14 protein-coding genes and 2 pseudogenes are annotated in these 19052 nt (G+C 45.4%); 13 read left to right on the plus strand and 3 right to left on the minus strand.

Annotated features, from left to right (window positions below):
* Positions 1–15: 15 nt before the first annotated feature.
* The 3 genes and pseudogenes from K4039_RS05280 to K4039_RS05290 all read right to left on the minus strand — a co-directional run bounded on the left by K4039_RS05280 (position 16) and on the right by K4039_RS05290 (position 1492).
* A complete protein-coding gene (locus K4039_RS05280; RefSeq protein ID WP_265234083.1) occupies positions 16–873 on the minus strand; it encodes a Uma2 family endonuclease in 858 nt (285 codons plus the stop codon).
* Positions 874–1001: 128 nt separating this feature from the next.
* Positions 1002–1250: a type II toxin-antitoxin system MqsA family antitoxin gene (locus tag K4039_RS05285; RefSeq protein ID WP_265234084.1), complete on the minus strand. Its 249-nt coding sequence runs from the start codon at positions 1248–1250 to the stop codon at positions 1002–1004.
* A 33-nt stretch (positions 1251–1283) separates the two neighbouring features.
* A pseudogene (locus K4039_RS05290) lies at positions 1284–1492 on the minus strand (DUF433 domain-containing protein).
* Between the two features lie 30 nt (positions 1493–1522).
* On the opposite strand from K4039_RS05290, the gene K4039_RS05295 reads away from it, so the two are divergent.
* From K4039_RS05295 to K4039_RS05355, 13 genes and pseudogenes are all read left to right on the plus strand, one after another.
* Complete coding sequence (locus K4039_RS05295; RefSeq protein ID WP_265234086.1) at positions 1523–2335, plus strand: ABC transporter ATP-binding protein; 813 nt, start codon at positions 1523–1525, stop codon at positions 2333–2335.
* Positions 2336–2655: 320 nt separating this feature from the next.
* Positions 2656–4315 (plus strand): annotated as a pseudogene (locus K4039_RS05300) (IS1182 family transposase).
* A 235-nt stretch (positions 4316–4550) separates the two neighbouring features.
* Positions 4551–5288, plus strand: coding sequence for an ABC transporter ATP-binding protein (locus K4039_RS05305; RefSeq protein WP_265234087.1), 738 nt, complete (start codon positions 4551–4553; stop codon positions 5286–5288).
* Positions 5285–6157: an EamA family transporter gene (locus K4039_RS05310; RefSeq protein ID WP_265234088.1), complete on the plus strand. Its 873-nt coding sequence runs from the start codon at positions 5285–5287 to the stop codon at positions 6155–6157. The genes K4039_RS05305 and K4039_RS05310 overlap by 4 nt, the downstream gene beginning before the upstream one ends.
* Before the next feature lie 291 nt (positions 6158–6448).
* Positions 6449–10375, plus strand: a complete 3927-nt coding sequence (gene cobN, locus K4039_RS05315; RefSeq protein ID WP_265234089.1) for a cobaltochelatase subunit CobN — start codon at positions 6449–6451, stop codon at positions 10373–10375.
* Between the two features lie 57 nt (positions 10376–10432).
* Positions 10433–11959 (plus strand): hypothetical protein, encoded by a 1527-nt coding sequence (locus tag K4039_RS05320; RefSeq protein ID WP_265234090.1) that lies wholly within the window; start codon positions 10433–10435, stop codon positions 11957–11959.
* A gap of 121 nt (positions 11960–12080) precedes the next feature.
* Complete coding sequence (locus tag K4039_RS05325) at positions 12081–13001, plus strand: NAD(+) kinase (protein ID WP_265234091.1); 921 nt, start codon at positions 12081–12083, stop codon at positions 12999–13001.
* A gap of 167 nt (positions 13002–13168) precedes the next feature.
* Positions 13169–13654, plus strand: coding sequence for a hypothetical protein (locus K4039_RS05330; protein WP_265234092.1), 486 nt, complete (start codon positions 13169–13171; stop codon positions 13652–13654).
* Positions 13655–13815: 161 nt separating this feature from the next.
* Entirely contained in the window at positions 13816–15786 is a 1971-nt protein-coding gene (locus K4039_RS05335) for a carbamoyltransferase (protein WP_265234093.1), read from the plus strand.
* A 117-nt stretch (positions 15787–15903) separates the two neighbouring features.
* Positions 15904–16311: an SxtJ family membrane protein gene (locus tag K4039_RS05340; RefSeq protein WP_265234094.1), complete on the plus strand. Its 408-nt coding sequence runs from the start codon at positions 15904–15906 to the stop codon at positions 16309–16311.
* Positions 16312–16476 carry a DUF5989 family protein gene (locus K4039_RS05345; RefSeq protein ID WP_265234095.1) on the plus strand — a complete coding sequence of 55 codons (165 nt, stop codon included), beginning with the start codon at positions 16312–16314 and terminating at the stop codon, positions 16474–16476.
* A 4-nt stretch (positions 16477–16480) separates the two neighbouring features.
* Positions 16481–17713, plus strand: coding sequence for an SGNH/GDSL hydrolase family protein (locus tag K4039_RS05350; protein ID WP_265234096.1), 1233 nt, complete (start codon positions 16481–16483; stop codon positions 17711–17713).
* A gap of 13 nt (positions 17714–17726) precedes the next feature.
* Complete coding sequence (locus tag K4039_RS05355) at positions 17727–19052, plus strand: hypothetical protein (RefSeq protein ID WP_265234097.1); 1326 nt, start codon at positions 17727–17729, stop codon at positions 19050–19052.

Raw genomic sequence — 19052 nt, forward strand, 5'->3', positions numbered from 1 at the left:
ATGATTAGCATAAAACTACAGTTCATCTGGATTAATGCCCATGTCTCGCAGGCGATCGGCCAATTGATTTGCCCGTTGTTTTTCAAATTCAGCACGTTGCCTTTCCGATTCAGCTTGCTGTCTTTCAATTTCAGCTTGCTGCCTTTCAAATTCGGCTCGTTGGCGTTCCAATTCAGCTCGTTGGCTTTCCAATTGAGCTCGCTGTCTTTCAAATTCTTCAGGAGTCAGAACCAAATTACCATTAAGATCATACCAGCGCAGCCACAACCTTTCATTTTGTAGAAAAGCGCCTTGCCACAAACCCAAACTTAACTGGATTTCCGGTATCCAGAATCGAGAACCTGTTAACACTTGTTCGCGGTAACGGTTGCCAATCAAGCGAAATACTCTCAGTTGATTGTTGTATTTGCTAAACACAAAGTAATAGGGAATCTTCAAGATCCTCTCGTAAACCTGCCACTTAGTCGGAGGTTTGTTTGGTGCGGATTCTGTCAGCCCCAAATCTTCATCTTCCGTACTTGGTGATAAAAATTCCATCGCAATTAAAGGACTTACCACCTCATCCCAAATCACATAACTTTGGCGCAAGTCTCTGTCTTGGTAAAATCTCGAAACGCCGACAACTAAATACCAATCGGGTCTTTTGTACCAATTGAGGTGGTTGGAGTCGTAGTATAGATTTAGATCGCTGGCAGAGAATACGCGATCGGCTGGATAATTAGGGGGAATGCAGCTATCGCACAAAACTTGTGCTTGCAAGCGGTGGTATTCGTCAGGCAAACCAGGCTCCTCCGGGTCTTCACTGGGTAGATCGTACATCGTCGGTAGCACTTTTGCTTGGGAAGGCTGCGAGTCATGTTTGTATGCAGTCATAGGATTACCCTGGCGAGACGGCTTGAGGAGATTGAAGCGGTACGGTAATTAGGACATTATAGCGGTTTTCCTTTTCTGGCGAGTGCTGCGAAGGGCGATCGTATCTTCCCAAACCAACCAAAAATGATTTACGTGTAACTTTTGGTAGGAATTTGGATATATGAATCAGGCATTTCATTCTGCTGGTGAATAGCAAAGAAACGGCGCTCAATTTCTTTAAGCACTGCTGCATCATAATAAATCATGCCGCAATCAAGACAAATCTCAACGGTTGTGTTAGGAACTAGCAAGTATTTACCTTTGTGACTGTAAAGGTAATTGATTTTACGTTCCTCATAGCGGTTGCTACCGCAGGTATTGCATCGGATTTCTCGCATGAGTTTATCCTCATAATCCCGGATTTCGGATTCTCAATCGACAATTAGACAAGCTTGAATATCTTCTCTTTCTAGCCAAGGATAGCCTTCTAAAATAATTTCTGGTGTGTCGCCGACTCTAGCATTCCTAGAATATGCTCAACAGCCAGACGGCGACCCCGAATAATCGGTTTTCCGTTAAATATTTTGGGGTTTACGGTAATTCGTTCTAAAAGTTTTTGAGCATCCATAATTTGAGGCATAATTAGATAATCACTATTTTATCATATTTAATGATTGCGGAACCACTTACCCTCTCACAAACCACTCCCATCTTAGAAGCCCAAGGATTAACTCGCCGCTTTGGCGGTTTAGTTGCTGTAAACGATGTATCTTTTGCAGTTCAAAAACACGAGATTTTTGGATTGATCGGCCCTAACGGCGCTGGCAAGACCACTCTGTTTAATGTAATGACTGGACTGATACCTGCTTCTAGTGGTAATCTGATTTATCAAAACGAAAATATTTCTAAATTGCGACCTTATCAAATTGCGAATAAAGGTATTGCCAGAACATTTCAAAATATTCGGTTGTTTGGAGAACTTTCTGTTTTGGATAATGTGGCGATCGCCCGACACATCCACAGCCGATCGCAAAATCCGGTATTATCGCTACTATCGGGGATTTTCGGCTTACCAGAATCTAACGCAATGGAGCGCAAAACCCAGCGTAAAGCCCTGGAATTGTTGGATTTGGTCGGTTTGGGCGATCGGGCGCAGGAACAAGCTAAAAACCTGCCCTACGGCGACCAGAGGCGCTTAGAAATCGCCCGCGCCCTAGCCCTAGAACCGACAATATTGCTGTTAGATGAACCAGCGGCGGGGATGAATCCCAGCGAAAAGCACAAGTTAAGTGAATTTATCCGCGAAGTGCGGGAACAATTCAATTTAACTGTAATATTGATCGAGCATCATGTACCGCTGGTGATGGGATTGTGCGATCGAATTGCGGTGCTGCATTTCGGTCAGTTGATTGCCTTGGGCGAGCCTGGTGTAGTGAGGAATAATCCTGCTGTGATTGAAGCTTATTTGGGAGATGAAGGATAAAATAAAATTGGTTTAATAGATAAGCGGGCGATTGAAAGAGACTGTTGGCGAATGTCTGAGGGGTTTCACCCCTCAGACATTCGCCGTCCTGAATAGGCAGAATGATTGTGTAATAACAATACTTCGGACAGTTTTAGAGCCGATCGAGTGTCCGAAACCCTTACTGGCTATATAGTGGACTATTTTTTCAAGGTTTAAGTAAGCGCCCTAAGTTTCCTAAAATGCGTTAAAAATGGCAGGGCTTCCTCGCGCGAGGCTTACAAGGCCGTTAAAAAACTGTCCTAAGTATTGTAATAAGACACCATATTAAATAATTTATTATGACTCTTCACCCCCGCGACTGGTCGTCAATTCCTGAAATGACCGCCTCCGTAGCACGAACCTCCTTTCCCAAAGGCAATCCATATATGAAAATGCGCGACGAATTAGGAGTGCTGTACTTGGATACTGACTTTATCACCTTGTTTCGAGCCGACTGCGGTCAAACTGCATTATCACCAGGGCAATTAGCATTAATCAGTGTGATGCAATTTGCCGAGGGATTGACTGACCGACAAGCAGCAGAAGCGGTCAGAAGCCGTATAGACTGGAAGTATGCTCTGGGACTAGAAATTACAGATAGCGGTTTTAATTATTCAGTTTTAAGTGAATGGAGAAGTCGATTAATTGCTGCGGGACGTGAAAGCCAATTACTTGATAAAATGTTAGGACATTTTATGGACAAAGGATGGCTCAAAGCCAGGGGGAAAGCCAGAACTGACTCCACCCATGTCATCGGAGCCATCCGCAAAATGAACCGCCTCGAATGCGTTGGAGAAACTTTACGTCATGCTTTAAATCAGTTAGCAACAGTTGCCGATGAATGGTTATTAACAGTAGTCAATCAGGATTGGTCTGAGCGTTATGGCACGAGATTTGAGCAGTATCGTTTGCCGAAATCTGAAACCGAAAAACAAAGCTTGGTATTGACTATTGGCTGTGATGGTCATCACTTATTGTCAGCTTTGTATGACCCCTTGAGTCCTGAATGGTTACGTCAGCTAAAAGCGGTAGAAATTTTACGCTGTGTCTGGATACAGCAATATGGGTGGTGCAAAGGTAAAGTTTATTGGCGAGAAGCTGATAATTTACCGCCCCACAAGCAGTTAATTACTTCCCCTTATGATATCGAGGCTCGCAATCGGACAAAAAGAGATACTAATTGGACAGGTTATACAGTACATCTTACAGAAACTTGCGATCGAGATTTACCTCATTTAATTACCAATGTGGAAACGACACCCGCCACCACTGGAGATGTAGAAATGACTCAGGTGATTCATCAAGCTTTAGCTGATAAACACCTGTTACCACAACAACATATTGTCGATACTGCTTATGTTGATGCTCAACACTTGCTCAAAGCGTGAGACACAATTAGGTATTGAGCTTCTTGGCCCTGTACCGCCTGACTCTAGTTGGCAAGAAAAAGCTAAGCTGGGCTTTGAGCTTTCTTGTTTTACCGTTGATTGGGACCATCGCCATGCTACTTGTCCGCAAGGGCGCATCAGCAAATCCTGGCATCAACGCTCGGATAACTATGGCAATCCGGTCATTCAAGTACGTTTTCGTCGCCCCGATTGCGCCGCTTGTCCTGTTCGCTCTCAATGTACTCATTCGCCCGCACAGGCTCGTGTTCTGACTCTCAAACCTCAACCTCTTTACGAAGCTCTAGCCAAGGGTAGGGCTAGACAACATACCCTGGATTTTAAGCAGCGTTATGCCCTCAGGGCCGGTGTTGAAAGTTCGCTGTCTCAAGGAATTCGTGTTTTTGGTTTGCGTGACGCTCGTTACATGGGTCTTGCCAAAACTCGTCTGCAACATATTATGACTGCTGCTGCAATGAATCTGTCAAGAATGTGGGCATTTTGGCGCAACATTCCGATTGGCTTGACCCGTGTATCTCGTTTTTCCGCTCTTTTTACCTCTGCCTTATCATAGTTCTCTTGCCAGGATTACGGGATGTTTGGTTTCACCCTTTTTTAATTCGCCAACAGTCTCTTGAAATCGCGCCTACACAAACAATGTCCGCCTCCGCGGACTAAGAGTTAGAGTGATGCCTTACAGTCCTCTTTTAGAGGACTTTAGCTATGAGACAGGGGTTTTCAACCCCTGGCGGACTGCTGAAAAAAACATAAACTTTATGGCTGATAATAAATTTTAAAACAACAAAAGAATGCAACACAGCCCAATCCAAGCCAAAGAAAACATCCTCTTAGAAATCAAAAACCTCTGTGTAAATTACGGCGGAATTCAAGCCCTCACAAATGTTGATTTAACCGTAAATGCAGGCGAAGTTGTCAGTCTCATCGGTGCCAACGGTGCGGGGAAAAGTACCACCCTGAGAGCAATTTCTAAAATAGTTAATTTGCGCCAAGGACAAATTATTTATAGCGGGCGCGATATTACCCGCCGTCAAGCTCACGAAGTGGTAAAATTGGGAATCGCCCACAGTCCCGAAGGGCGAAGGGTTTTGGCGCAGCAAACGGTGTTGACAAACTTGGAATTAGGGGCCTATGTGCGATCGGACTTTGCGGCCATCAAAGCCGATTTAACCCGCCAATTCGAGCTATTTCCGCGCCTAGCAGAAAGGCGCACTCAACTGGCGGGAACCCTTAGCGGTGGGGAACAGCAAATGTTGGCGATCGCCCGCGCGCTCATGAGCCGCCCGAAACTGCTATTATTAGACGAACCGAGTTTAGGCTTAGCACCTGCGATCGTCAAAGAAATTTTCGCAATTATTCAAAACCTGCGCTCTACGGGCGTTACAATTCTATTGGTCGAACAAAACGCCAACTTAGCACTCCAAATTGCCGATCGGGCTTATGTACTAGAAGCTGGTAAAATTACCCTCACAGGTATAGGATTGGACTTGCTAAACGACGAGCGAATCAGGAGCGCATATTTAGGTTGACTTGGTTAATTTTTGGAATTCTCACTGCTTTTTTTGAAGCAATAAAAGACGTTTTTGGCAAGCAAAACCTGAAAAAAAACGACGAATACGTGGTAGCTTGGTCACTAGCATTTTTTTCAGCCGTCTTTTTAACTCCCTTTCTATTTTTCATAAAAATACCCCAATTAAACCCGCAACTAAACCCGCAATTCTGGATAGCATTGTCAATCGGAGGAAGCATCAACGCAGTCACAGCTATCCTCTACATTAAAGCCATCAAACTATCGGACTTATCCCTCACAGTACCGCTAGTAGCTTTGACACCCTTATTCATGCTGTTCACTTCACCGTTAATTGTCGGCGAATATCCCAATTTTTTTGATTATATCGGAATTTTTCTCATAGTCACAGGCTCCTATCTATTAAACATTAAAGAAAAATCTAAAGGATACCTAGCGCCCTTCAAAGCACTGCTGTACGAACCAGGGCCAAAATTAATGTTAATCGTAGCATTCCTCTGGAGTATCACCTCAAATTTTGACAAAATAGGCGTGCAGAATTCCTCCCCAATTTTTTGGTTATTCTCATTATTTACGACTATGAGTATTGTATTACTACCAGTTTTACTCAAGAAAACCCCTAACCCCAGCCGCAAAATCATCAAAAACTTACCGCTGCTAGTAACAATGGGATTTTTCAATGCTTTAGGAGTCATTTTTCAGATGCAAGCTTTAACAATGACTTTAGTAGTGCAAGTAATAGCAGTTAAACGTACCAGCGTATTAATGGGTGTACTGTTCGGTCATTTCATTTTCAAAGAAAAAGATATTCAGCAAAGATTGTTAGGAGCTGCTATCATGATTGTGGGAGTTTTCTTTATCACATTATGATTTTTCCAAGTACCTTAAAAAAATCTAGCCGTAGGGTGCGTCGCCTGCGATAAATACCTAACTAAGTATCGACCATCTGAAAGCGACGCACCTGGGTTATTTAAAAGCGATTCTAATATAAATTCTCAAAATTTTTGCTATAAAAGAAGTGTTAGGTTTATTTTATCGACTATTTTGTCAGGTGCGTCGCTATGAGATAGTCTGTATTTTTTAAGGATTTTCGAGGGCGACACACCCTACAATTGTATCCGTTATCTAAGTTTGATTGTCGTTTTTATAGAGGAAAAGATAATGCACAAAATAGCCGCCACACCCGGAGGTTGGAACCCTCAAGCAGAAGGAGTAATTTTTATTCAGCAAACCCCAGCACCAATCGTATTTATTAGTGCTGCTGACACCGACATTCAAACACTCGCGGCCGCCTCCTCCAAAATGCCGCCAGAATTCCCCAAAGTGCGGGCCGTAAACCTGCTTCAATTGCAGCAACAATTAACCATTGACACCTATGCAGAGGAAATTTTAGAACAGGCGGAGGTAATAATTTTAAGGCTGTTAGGCGGTCGTTCCTATTGGTCTTACGGGTTAGAAATTCTGCGGGAAACGGCGCAGAAAACTAATGCAGCATTGATTGTGATGCCCGGTGAAGATAGTCCAGATCCCGATTTAATTAGTCATTCTAATGTATCGCTATCAGCAGTCAATCAACTGTGGCGCTATTTCACAGAAGGCGGAGTCCAAAATTTTATTAACGCCCTCAAATTTACCGCCGATACTTGTCTGAAAACTGCTTACACTCCGCCTCTTCCTCAAACAGTTTCCCGCGTCGGGATTTACGATTGGGGTGGCCGCGCGGCGGCGTGTTTGGAAACTTCCCAACCAGATGCAGAGCCCCCTAAATCCCCCTTATTAAGGGGGACTTTGACAACTTCTTGCTCCCCCCTTCTTAAGGGGGGCAGGGGGGGATCTCCGGATTTACCATCACAGGCTAAAGGAGACGGGGAGGGCGGGCACAGGGGCACCGCCCCTACAGTCGGGATATTATTTTATCGCGCTCATTATTTATCAGGAAATTTAGCACCAATTGATGCACTTTGTCAAGCTTTAATAGAGCGAAACTTAGTCCCAGTTCCCGTATTTGTATCTTCGCTGCGGGAACCAGATTTGCAAATAGAACTGCTGCAATATTTTCAACCCAAAGACTCAGAACCAATTCAATTATTGCTAAATACCACAAGTTTTGCAGTCTCCGGTTTCAGCAGTCCAGAACCGGAACAAAATAGTTTAAACTCCTTAGATGTTCCTATCTTGCAAGCCATCTTCAGCGGCGGCGGTTTAGAACAGTGGGAAACTGAATTACAAGGACTTTCGCCCCGCGATGTCGCCATGAATGTAGCTTTGCCAGAAGTAGATGGTAAAATTATTACTAGGGCTGTTTCTTTCAAAGCTGTACAGACTTGGAACGATGAATTAGAAACAGATGTGGTAGGATATGTCGCAGCGGGCGATCGCATTTCATTCGTAGCAGACTTAACGGCGAGTTGGGTGAAAATGAAACAAACCCCTGCCGCCAACAGACGCATCGCCATAATTCTCGCAAATTATCCCACTCGCAACGCCCGCTTAGCTAACGGCGTCGGCTTGGATACGCCCGCTAGCTGTGTGGAAATCCTCAAAGCTATGCAGGAAGCCGGTTATCAAGTTGAAAATATCCCCGCTAGCGGTAATGAGTTAATTGAAATGCTGACTTCTGGCGTGACAAATGACCCGGAAGGACGCGAATTGCGGCCTGTTAATCAATCTTTAGATTTGGCAGAATATGAAGAATATTTTACTACTTTACCGCCAGAAGTACAGGAGGAAATGTGTAAAAGATGGGGAATTCCAGGAATCCACCCACAGGATTTAATCGCTGACAATACATCTTTTGCGATTCCAGGAATTCAATTCGGCAATGTATTTGTGGGAATTCAACCATCGCGGGGCTACGAAATTGATCCAGCCTTAAACTATCACGCCCCAGATTTGGAACCTACCCACAATTATCTAGCTTACTATTACTGGTTGCGCGAAAAATTGGGAATTGATGCGATAATTCATGCGGGAAAACACGGCAATTTAGAATGGCTTCCCGGTAAAAGTATCGCCTTGTCTAACAAATGTTATCCCGAAGTAGCATTAGGCGCGATGCCGAATTTCTATCCCTTCATTGTTAACGATCCGGGGGAAGGTGCTCAGGCAAAAAGACGATCGCAAGCCGTGATAATCGACCACCTCACCCCGCCGATGACTCGCGCCGAACTTTACGGGCCTTTGCAGCAATTAGAAGCCTTAATCGATGAATATTGCGAAGCCCAAAGCTTAGATCCGTCCAGATTACCGATGATTCGCGATCGCATTGTAGCCCTCACCAACCAGGAAAACTTAGATAAAGACTTAGGCATCCAACTAAATAAATCGGAGTTTACGGAGTTTATCACCCGCACAGACGGCTACCTTTGCGAACTCAAAGAGTCCCAAATTCGCGACGGATTGCACATTTTCGGTCAATGTCCCCAAGGTAGACAGTTGCGAGATTTGATAATTGCGATCGCCCGCCATCCTAGCACAAATCGCGCCGGCTTAACCCGCGCCCTCGCCCAAGACTTAAACCTAGATTTCGACCCCTTAACTACAGCAGGCGATTTAACAGCAGAATTAGAAGAAAAAGCCGCTGAATTAGTAGATAATTTAATCGAAAACATCCGCGTTCATCCGCGTCCATCTGCGGTTACAAATCCAGAAATAGGAGAAGCAACCCAACAAGAATTAGATTGGATTGCCAACTATCTTTTACCCTCACTGCTGCAAACAAACCAAGAAATTACTAATTTGTTGCGCGGACTAGATGGGCGGCACATCCCCAGCGGCGCATCCGGCGCACCAACTCGCGGCAGGCCCGATGTATTGCCCACAGGTCGCAATTTTTACTCAGTAGATATCCGTGCTATTCCCACAGAAACCGCTTGGAGAGTTGGCAAAGTTGCGGCCGAAACTTTAATTGAAAGATACACTCAAGAAAACGGCGAATATCCCAAAACTTTGGGTTTGTCAGTGTGGGGAACATCGACAATGCGGACGGGGGGAGACGACATCGCCGAAGCCTTAGCGCTGATGGGAGTTCAACCAATTTGGGATGGGCCTTCGCGCCGGGTTGTAGATTTTGAAATCTTGCCTGTTGCTGTTTTGGGGCGGCCGAGAGTTGATGTTACTTTGCGGATTTCGGGATTTTTTCGCGATGCTTTTTTTAATTTAATAGACTTGTTTGATAGTGCCGTAAAAGCTGTGGCAAATTTAGATGAACCTGCGGAAGATAATCCTTTAGCAGCGCAAGTTAAACAAGAGATTTTGGATTGGAAATCGGCGGGTTTGAGTCGGGAAGATGCAGAAGTGCGATCGCAATTTCGAGTCTTTGGCTCAAAACCAGGTGCTTACGGCGCAGGACTTCAAGGCATAATTGAAGCTCAAAACTGGACAGACGACAGCGATTTAGCAAAAGCTTACATTAATTGGAGCAGCTACGCCTATACTTCCTCTAGTTCCTCAAATTTGCAGGGAGATGTAGCAGGAGTTAAACAAAGTGAATGGGGATGTTGTGCACCCGAAGCATTTGAAAAACGCCTCGGCGAAATGCAAATAGTTTTGCAAAACCAAGACAATCGCGAACACGACATCCTCGACTCCGATGATTATTATCAATTCCAAGGCGGAATGACGGCGGCAATTCGCAATTTGCAAGGCAAAAATCCTGAAACTTATTTCGGCGATAATTCGATTCCCGAAAATCCGAAAGTGCGACAACTGAAAGAAGAAATTGCGCGGGTTTATCGCAGCAGGGCGGTAAATCCGAAATGGATTGAAGGGGCGATGCGCCACGGTTATAAAGGTGCTTTTGAAATTGCCGCAACGGTAGATTTTTTGTTTGCTTATGATGCTACGGCAAATTGTGTAGAAGATTTTATGTATGAGGGAATCGCACAGGCTTACATTTTTGATGAGAAAGTGCAGGGATTTATTCAGGAAAATAACCCTTGGGCGCTGCGAGATATGGCGGAGAGATTGCTAGAAGCTCGTCAACGGGGATTGTGGCAGAGTGCTAATCAGGATACTCTTGATAAATTGCGATCGATCGCCCTGCAAGCCGAAGCAGTCATCGAATCCCATACCGAAATACGCAATTAACCTGACCAGACCGTTTGCGGTAATATCTACTAATGTTTCGCCAACGGTGAAAGCTGTATGATTCGCCGCTATATTGCTAGCCTGACCACTAACATCTTAAAACTTACCTGCGCCGCCGCAACCGCGATCGCCCTAACAGCCGGATGTTCGCAACCCAACCAGCCCAACAGCCCTAGGGCATCTAACACCACCGAACCGGCAGCCCTAGCGGAGCTGCCAAGCTCTGTGTTGGCTAAAAACCCCAAAAAAAACCAAAAAGCCCTCAGCGCTTCCTCCTGCACCCAAAACGACCCATTTGCGGAGTCAATTAACTTTGCCACCCAAGCTTCTAATTTAGCTCAATCTGCCAATTCAAAAGAAGAGTGGGACGAAGTAGCAGCCCTGTGGGTGCAAGCCGTCGCTTGGATGCAAGCAGTTCCCCCCGGCAGTCCCCGGCGGGCGTTTGCCGAGAAAAAAGTCATCGAGTACACGAAAAACCTGGTTTATTCCCAACAGCAAGCGGGCGCAACCCGATCGCAAGCTAGTACAGTCAGCTTCAGCAGCGATTTACTCGACGAACAGCTAGAACTATACCTATCCTACGTTGCAGCCGTTGGCCCGCCAGATGTTTTGATTGTCGGTAGTTCCCGCGCCTTGCAAGGCGTCGATCCCAAACAGCTAAAACAAGCTTTAGCCGCGTCCGGGCGTCCGGGCTTAAAAATATTCAACTTTGCAATCAACGGCGCAACTGCCCAAGTAGTTGACTTTCAACTGCGGCGGCTTTTGAAGCCAGATTATTTGCCTCAAATGATTGTCTGGGCGGACGGTGTGCGCGCATTTAACAGCGGCCGGGACGATCGCACTTTTAATTCGATCGTCGATTCTGAAGGCAGCCAGCTTTTAGCAGCAGGCGTTCGTCCTCAACTCGTGTCTGATGAACCGAATGTGATTCCCCAGTGTTACAGATTCCCGCAGCCCTGCGCTAACAGCACTTTCCGCCGAGCACAGGCATCTGTCGATCAGCTTTCCAGGGGCGGGCAAGATGCCCACCCCACAGTCAAATTTATGTCTAGTGGAACGGGCATCTTGCCTGTTGCTAACAATGCAGCGCCACCAACAACAGTAGCAATTAGACAAGTCAGCGAATTAGCAGATGCGATCGACTCTAACGGATTCATGTCTATGTCAGGCAGTTACAACCCCAACACCTATTATCGACAACGGGCTTACGTTTCAGGTAAGTACGATCGCGACTACGAAGACTTCAACCTCAGCGGCCAACAAGCAACAGCCTTTAATTCAGTCGTAGCATTTACCAAAACTCGCAAAATCCCCCTAATTTTCGTCAATCTGCCCCTCACCGACGACTACTTAGATCCCACACGTCGATCGGCAGAACAGCAGTTTCGGCAGCGAATGCAGCAACTCTCGCGACAAAAAGGCTTCGCTTTCCGTGACTTCTCGCAGCGGTGGCCAGGCCGCAACGACTTTTTTTTCGATCCAAGCCACCTCAACCGTCTTGGAGCGATCGCAGTTTCTCGCATCCTCGCAGCCGATTCCAGCATTGTCTGGCCCCGCCCCAAATCCCGGAGTATTGATGGCTGATGGGATTTTTCGATGACGAATGACTTATTATATAAGGGTTTGGAGCTTTCCTTCTTGGCAGTGCGAAATCCTTCGACTGAGCGCTAGCCGAAGTCTAAAATCTAAAATCGACGGACTAATTGTGCAACTAAAACAAGTAATTATCGCCCACAAAGCCAGAGACATCCTCAGCCAGCGGTGGGCAGAACAATGTGCCCGCCAGTTAGAAAGTCGCGGATGTCAAGTTTTAATGGGCCCCAGCGGCCCAAAAGATAACCCATATCCAGTATTTTTAGCTTCTAGTAACAGCCCTATCGATCTAGCAGTAGTCCTCGGTGGCGACGGTACAGCCCTGGCGGCAGCGCGGAATTTGGCTGCTGACGGTATCCCGATTTTGGCGGCGAATGTGGGGGGACATCTGGGTTTTTTAACCGAGTCTTTTGAGGATTTCCAAAATACTGAGGAGATTTGGGACAGACTAGCCGAAGATAGGTATGCTGTGCAGAAGCGGATGATGTTGCAGGCGACGGTTTTTGAGGGAAACAGAACTAATCTGGAACCGGAGAGCGATCGATTTTTGGCACTGAATGAAATGTGTGTCAAACCCGCTTCTGCCGATCGAATGCCGAGCTGTATTCTAGAAATGGAAGTTGACGGCGAAGTCGTCGATCAATACCAAGGCGACGGCTTAATTGTGGCAACTCCCACAGGTTCAACTTGCTACACCGCCTCCGCCCACGGGCCGATTATTCATCCAGGGATGAATGCGATCGCAGTTACTCCGATTTGCCCTTTAAGCTTATCCAGTCGGGCTGTAGTTTTACCACCCGGTTCAGTCGTCAGCATTTGGCCCTTAGCAGATTACGAACTCAGCACAAAACTCTGGATGGACGGCGTTTTAGGTACAGCAATTTGGCCCGGACAGCGCGTAGACGTGCGGATGGCAGACTGCGAAGCCAAGTTTATCATTTTGCGAGAAAACTATTCTTATTACGGCACTTTGAGGGAAAAACTTCAATGGGCAGGAGCCCGAATTAAGTACAGCAACAATCACCGCAATTAATCTACATTAATGTAGCGGCGGGTTTAGCGACAATCGATCGCATCTCAACCAATAACTTCATTCAAAACCCGCCCCCACCCCACTATCAAATATTCTGCGACTTACAAAAACCCGCCCTCACCCAACTCTGTTAAGATCTCTCAATATCTTGACAAGCAGCCCGATCCATGCAGACTATTAAAAAATCAACCAGACCTTTCAACTCTCAAGATACATATCCCTGTCCCGTCTGTCGCACCGGTGAAATTGCTACCATGCCGATGATGGAAGCCCTAGCTTGCAACTTCTGCCAGCACATTTTTACCGCCAACGAAGAAAGGCAATCGCTCAAAATGGCCGATCGCCAGCCGCCGGTAACTTGGCACTGGAATGGCAAAAAATGGATAGGAGCACACCTCGAAGGCGTAGAATTCGGATGGCCTTATTTTGCCGCAGCGATCGGTCTCATCTTCCTTCCCACCATCTTGCTCGGACTTTCCGCTTACTACTTTCCTCCGGTTCCCGGCAGCCGCTTGTCGTGGCTGCCTGCAGCTTGGACTGGTTTAGCCTTTTTGTCCCATTTAGGCATAGTGCTGTGGTTGGTAGGCGAATTTTATCAATTCCCCGCGGCCACTTATTTAAGAGCTTGGGGGCGCAGGATTCGCAGGCGCTAGCTGGTTGGTGTCAGACGGTTGAGGGGCCGCGCACCGAGATTTATTGCGGTAAAGTTAGAGGCGATCGCAAAACTCAACTCCAAATCAGCGCCACTAAAGCTATAATCATTTGCTATTCTAAATACTCAGATACGAGCGCATAGCGATTTGTGAGGAGACGGATGAACATACTTGGAATCTCGGCGTACTACCATGACAGCGCCGCAGCCTTAATTTGCGATGGAGAAATTATCGCCGCAGCGCAGGAAGAAAGATTTTCCCGCAAAAAGCACGACGCCAGATTTCCCAAGAATGCGATCGCCTATTGCCTAAAAGAAGCGAACATAGAATTACGGGAAGTCGATCGCATAGTCTTTTACGACAAACCATTAATCAAATTCGAGCGCCTTCTCGAAACCTACTTAGCCTACGCACCCCAAGGTTTTCGCTCTTTCCTAACCGCCATGCCCATATGGCTGAAAGAAAAGCTTTACCTCAAAACCATGCTCAAAAGAGATTTAGCAGAAATAGCAAACTGCAAAACCAATAAACTGCCACCTCTGCTATTTACCGAGCACCACCAATCCCACGCAGCCTCAGCATTTTTCCCCAGCCCATTCCAAAAAGCCGCCGTTTTGTGTCTCGACGGCGTAGGCGAGTGGGCCACAACCTCCGTTTGGCTGGGAGACGGCAACCAACTAACACCTCAGTGGGAAATCGATTTTCCCCACTCCCTAGGTTTGCTTTATTCAGCTTTCACCTACTACACAGGCTTCAAAGTCAACTCTGGTGAATACAAACTCATGGGTTTAGCGCCCTACGGCGAACCCAAGTATGTAGACAAAATTCTCACCCATTTGATGGATCTCAAAGATGACGGAACTTTCCGTTTAAACATGGATTATTTCAACTACACAGTTGGCTTAACCATGACAAATAAGAAGTTTGACGAACTGTTTGAAGGGCCGCCGCGTCAAGGTGAAGGACAACTGACTCAGCGGGAAATGGACATTGCAGCTTCCATTCAAGTTGTTACCGAAGAAGTTGTTTTGCGGCTTTGCAGAACAGTTAAAAAAGAATTGGATGTCGATTATCTTTGTCTCGCGGGCGGCGTTGCTCTCAACTGCGTTGCTAACGGCCGACTTTTGCGGGAAGGTATTTTCAAAGATATTTGGATTCAACCGGCAGCGGGAGATGCTGGCGGTGCTTTGGGCGCGGCTTTGGCGATTTGGTATCAGTATTGCGAACAAACTCGCACTGTGGGCGACGAGTTACCTGTCGCAAATAATCTCAAACAAGAGAGGAGTGAAGTCCTTACTACGAACGAGGAGAGGACTGAAGTCCTCACTACAAGCCAAGCTGTCGCAACAGTGGCGAAGTCGGTGGCTCATTTAACTTGTCACGACAAAATGCGCGGTTCCTATTTGGGGCCAAGGTTTACTGACGCAGAAATTCTTGAATATTTGGATGCTGTCAAAGCTAGCTATCACCGATTGGACGATGCCGAATTGATGCCGCAGTTGGCAGAAATTTTGGCACAGGGAAATGTCGTCGGATGGTTCCAAGGGCGGATGGAATTTGGGCCGCGGGCTCTGGGCGGGCGATCGATTATTGGCGATCCACGCAATGCTAAAATGCAGTCTGTGATGAACCTGAAAATCAAATATCGGGAATCATTTCGACCTTTTGCACCCTCAATCTTAGCTGAACGAGTTGCGGATTATTTCGAAATTGACCATTCCAGCCCTTATATGCTATTGGTTGCTCCAGTCAAAGGCAGTCTCCGCATTCCCATGACAGCGGAACAAGAACAGTTGTTTGGCATTGAAAAGCTTAACATTCCGCGATCGGAAATTCCGTCTGTTACCCACGTCGATTACTCGGCTCGCATCCAAACAGTTCACAAAGAAACCAATCCTCGGTACTATGACTTAATCAGTCACTTTGAAGAGCGATCGGGATGTTCGATTCTGGTAAATACTTCTTTCAACGTCCGAGGCGAACCCATTGTTTGCACTCCCGAAGATGCTTACCGCTGTTTCATGCGAACCGAAATGGATTATCTGGTTTTAGAGAATTTCTTAATTCCTAAATCAGAACAAATTCCTTGGAAACAAGATGATGCTTGGAAAAATGAATTTGAACTAGATTAGTCAGTTGGCAGTTGACAGTTGTCATTAGCTGAAATTCTTCCTTCTTCCCTCTTCCTTCTTCCCTCTTCCCTCTTCCTTCTTCCCTCTTCCTTCTTCCTTCTTCCTTCTTCCTTCACAATGAGCGACGAAATAAAAAAACTCGATCAAAAAGGCTTGCGCGATTTCGGGCTGCTAATTGGCGGCTTAATTGCACTGCTGTTCGGTTTAGCAGTACCTTTACTGCGGCGGCATTCTATACCTTGGTGGCCTTGGGCAATCGGCGCAGTCCTAGTTGTGCTAGCATTAGTTGCACCGAAATCGTTGAATCCCGTTTATCACGCATGGATGCGGTTTGGACTGACTCTCAATAAGATCGAAACGCCGATTATTTTGGGGATAGTTTTTTACCTGATAATTTGGCCGATGGGATTTATTAAAAGCCTGTTTGGTGAAGATGCGATGCGGCGCAAACTTAATCCTAAAATGGATACTTACCGCGTCGCAAGTAAAGCAAGAACAAAAGTTAGTATGGAGCGTCCTTTCTAAGTGTTTGAATCAACAATAGACTTTCTTAAAGATTTGTGGGCGTTTATGAAGGAACGCCAAAAATATTGGCTGCTACCGTTAATTGTGACTTTAGTCTTTTTGGGAGCTTTGATTGTATTAAGTCAGGGTTCTGTGATTGCTCCGTTTATTTACACGTTGTTTTGAAAGAATGAGCAAGTTGAAAAATTTGGGTGTCAATTTAGGTTTGACACTCGGCGGTTTGTTGATGGGAGTGATAATTGGTGAAGTTGGATTGCGAGTTGCTAGATTTGAGGGTTATCCAAAAATTCCTGATGTCGCAGACTCTGCACCCACAGGTTTCCACACTGCCGATCGCGATCTGGGTTGGAAGCTCAAACCCGGTGTGTCGGGCGAGTGGAACGGCGAAGGTAAGAGTTTTGTGCAGGTGAATAGTGAGGGTTTGCGCGATCGCGAACACACAAAAGCCAAACCTCCCAACACTCTCCGAATCGCAGTTTTAGGCGATTCTTTCACCGAAGCAATTCACGTACCAGTCGAACAAACTTTCTGGTCAAAATTGGAGCGAAAACTAGGCAACTGCGAGGCTGTTAAGGGACGCAAAAATGTTGAAGTCATCAATTTCGGCGTGCAGGGTTACGGTAATGCTCAAGAATTGATAATGCTGCAAAAAAAAGTATGGGATTACAATCCTGATATTGTAATTCTTGCCTTTTTTATTGGCAATGATGTAATTAACAATTCCCCCAAACTAGAATACGACCACTATCGACCATTTTTTGTGTATAATGCTAGCGGCAAGTTAGTACCGGATATGTCTTTTCGCAATTTAGCACCGATCGACCGCAACGCAAGAGCCGTTTCATTCGTAGATAGATTGCCCAGTTTTCTCGTCAACAATTCGCGCATTTTGCAGGTCATCAAAAAAATTGATTTAGACCAGAAAAAGTTGCAGTTATCTGCGGATTTTACCGCTTTGAGTACCAAAAACTTCATTCCACCTCAAGATGCAGCTTGGCAAGATGCCTGGAAGGTGACAGAAGGTTTGATTGTGGAGATTCGCAATGAAGTCGTGCAGAAAAATGCTGATTTCTTACTTGTGACGATCGGCACTCCGATGCAAGTCGATCGCGATCCGGCTAAGCGGCAAAAGTTTATGCAGGAGTACAACATTCAGGATTTATTTTATCCCGATCGGCGGCTGGAAAAATTGGGCGCGCGCGAGGGTTTTAGGGTACTGAATTTATCCGAACAGTTCCAAGGTTATACTGAAAAATTTCAAGTGTGCGCCCACGGTTTTGAGAATTCTGTACCCTGTGGGGGTCACTGGAACGAACTGGGACACCGGCTGGGCAGCATCCTGATCGATCGCAATTTGTGCGAAAACCTGAAGCAGTCTCAAGCCCCCAAAAAACAACCCTAATCATTCAAATTTCATGAAAGACTCAACCTCGTTCCAAAAAGGCAAAAATATATTAACTTTAATCGCTATCAATTTGGCGATCGCCTTTATTTGCCTGGAAGCTTTATCGCTAGCTTTTTATTTTATCAATCAAAAGCAGTTTTTTTATACCAGAACCAAAGGTAAAGAAAAAGTAGTAGAAGACATTGAAAGGATCGGAATTAGACTAGATGAATCTATCGTAGAAAGACTGCACCCGTTTTTTGGCTACGTGCTCAAACAAGGTGCTTTTCCCAATGAAAAATTAAAATTAAAAGTCAACAAAGAAGGCTTTTATTCCCTCTACGAATATCCGTTTATTAAAAGTAATAAAAATCAATTGATCGTAGGAATTTTCGGCGGTTCTGTTGCTAACAACTTTGCCGTAGATGAATACATCACTCAAAGATTTTCTAAAAAGTTAAAGAGTTATCCAGAATTCGCCAACAAAGAAATTGTAATTTTAAATTTCTGTAACGGCGGCTACAAACAACCCCAACAATTATTGATTTTAAATTACTTTCTGGCCTTGGGTCAAGATTTAGATTTAGCCATCAATATTGACGGTTTTAACGAAGTAGCACTGTCAAATTTAAACAACAAAGCCGGATTAGAAATAGGAATGCCCAGCGTTCAGCACGTAAAGCCACTGACGAGTTTAGCCAATAACAACTTGTCGCCGGAAGCAATGAGTTCGATCGTGCAAATTAGCGAAACTAAAAAACAGTTGAAAGCAGGTATTGACAAATTGCAAACTTGTCAGCTTGCTTTGTGTCACGCTATCACCTCGCTAGAGGTGAAACAATTAATCAACAATTACCAGCAAGCCATTGTCAAGTATGACCGGCAAGTCAAACAATCCAACCCAGACACGGCAAATAGCGATATAGTATACCTTCCCAAAGCTGACTCTGTTTTGCCGGATCGCGCTGCTTTTGATGAAATAGCATCGATGTGGTACGAATCGTCGATCGCGATGAATCAAATTTTATCAAGTAGAAAAATTAAGTATTTTCACTTTATCCAGCCCAACCAATATTATCAAACTAAACGAACCTTTACCGCCAAGGAGAATGAAATCGCGATCGACAAGAATAGTCCTTACATTGAAGGGGTGAAAAAAGGTTATCCCGTACTGTTGTCAAAAGTCAATGATTTGCAAAAAGCTGGGGTTAATGTTTTTAACGGCGTGAATATTTTGGACAATACAAAAGAGACGGTTTACAAAGATGGCTGCTGCCACTACAATTCAGTGGGACAGGAAGTATTGAACGATTATGTTTCCAGTTCGGTGATTAAAGTAGTAAGAAAGTCTAAATAA

Origin of the sequence: Lyngbya sp. CCAP 1446/10 (genome assembly GCF_026130175.1) — a bacterium.
GTDB lineage: Bacteria > Cyanobacteriota > Cyanobacteriia > Cyanobacteriales > Microcoleaceae > Microcoleus.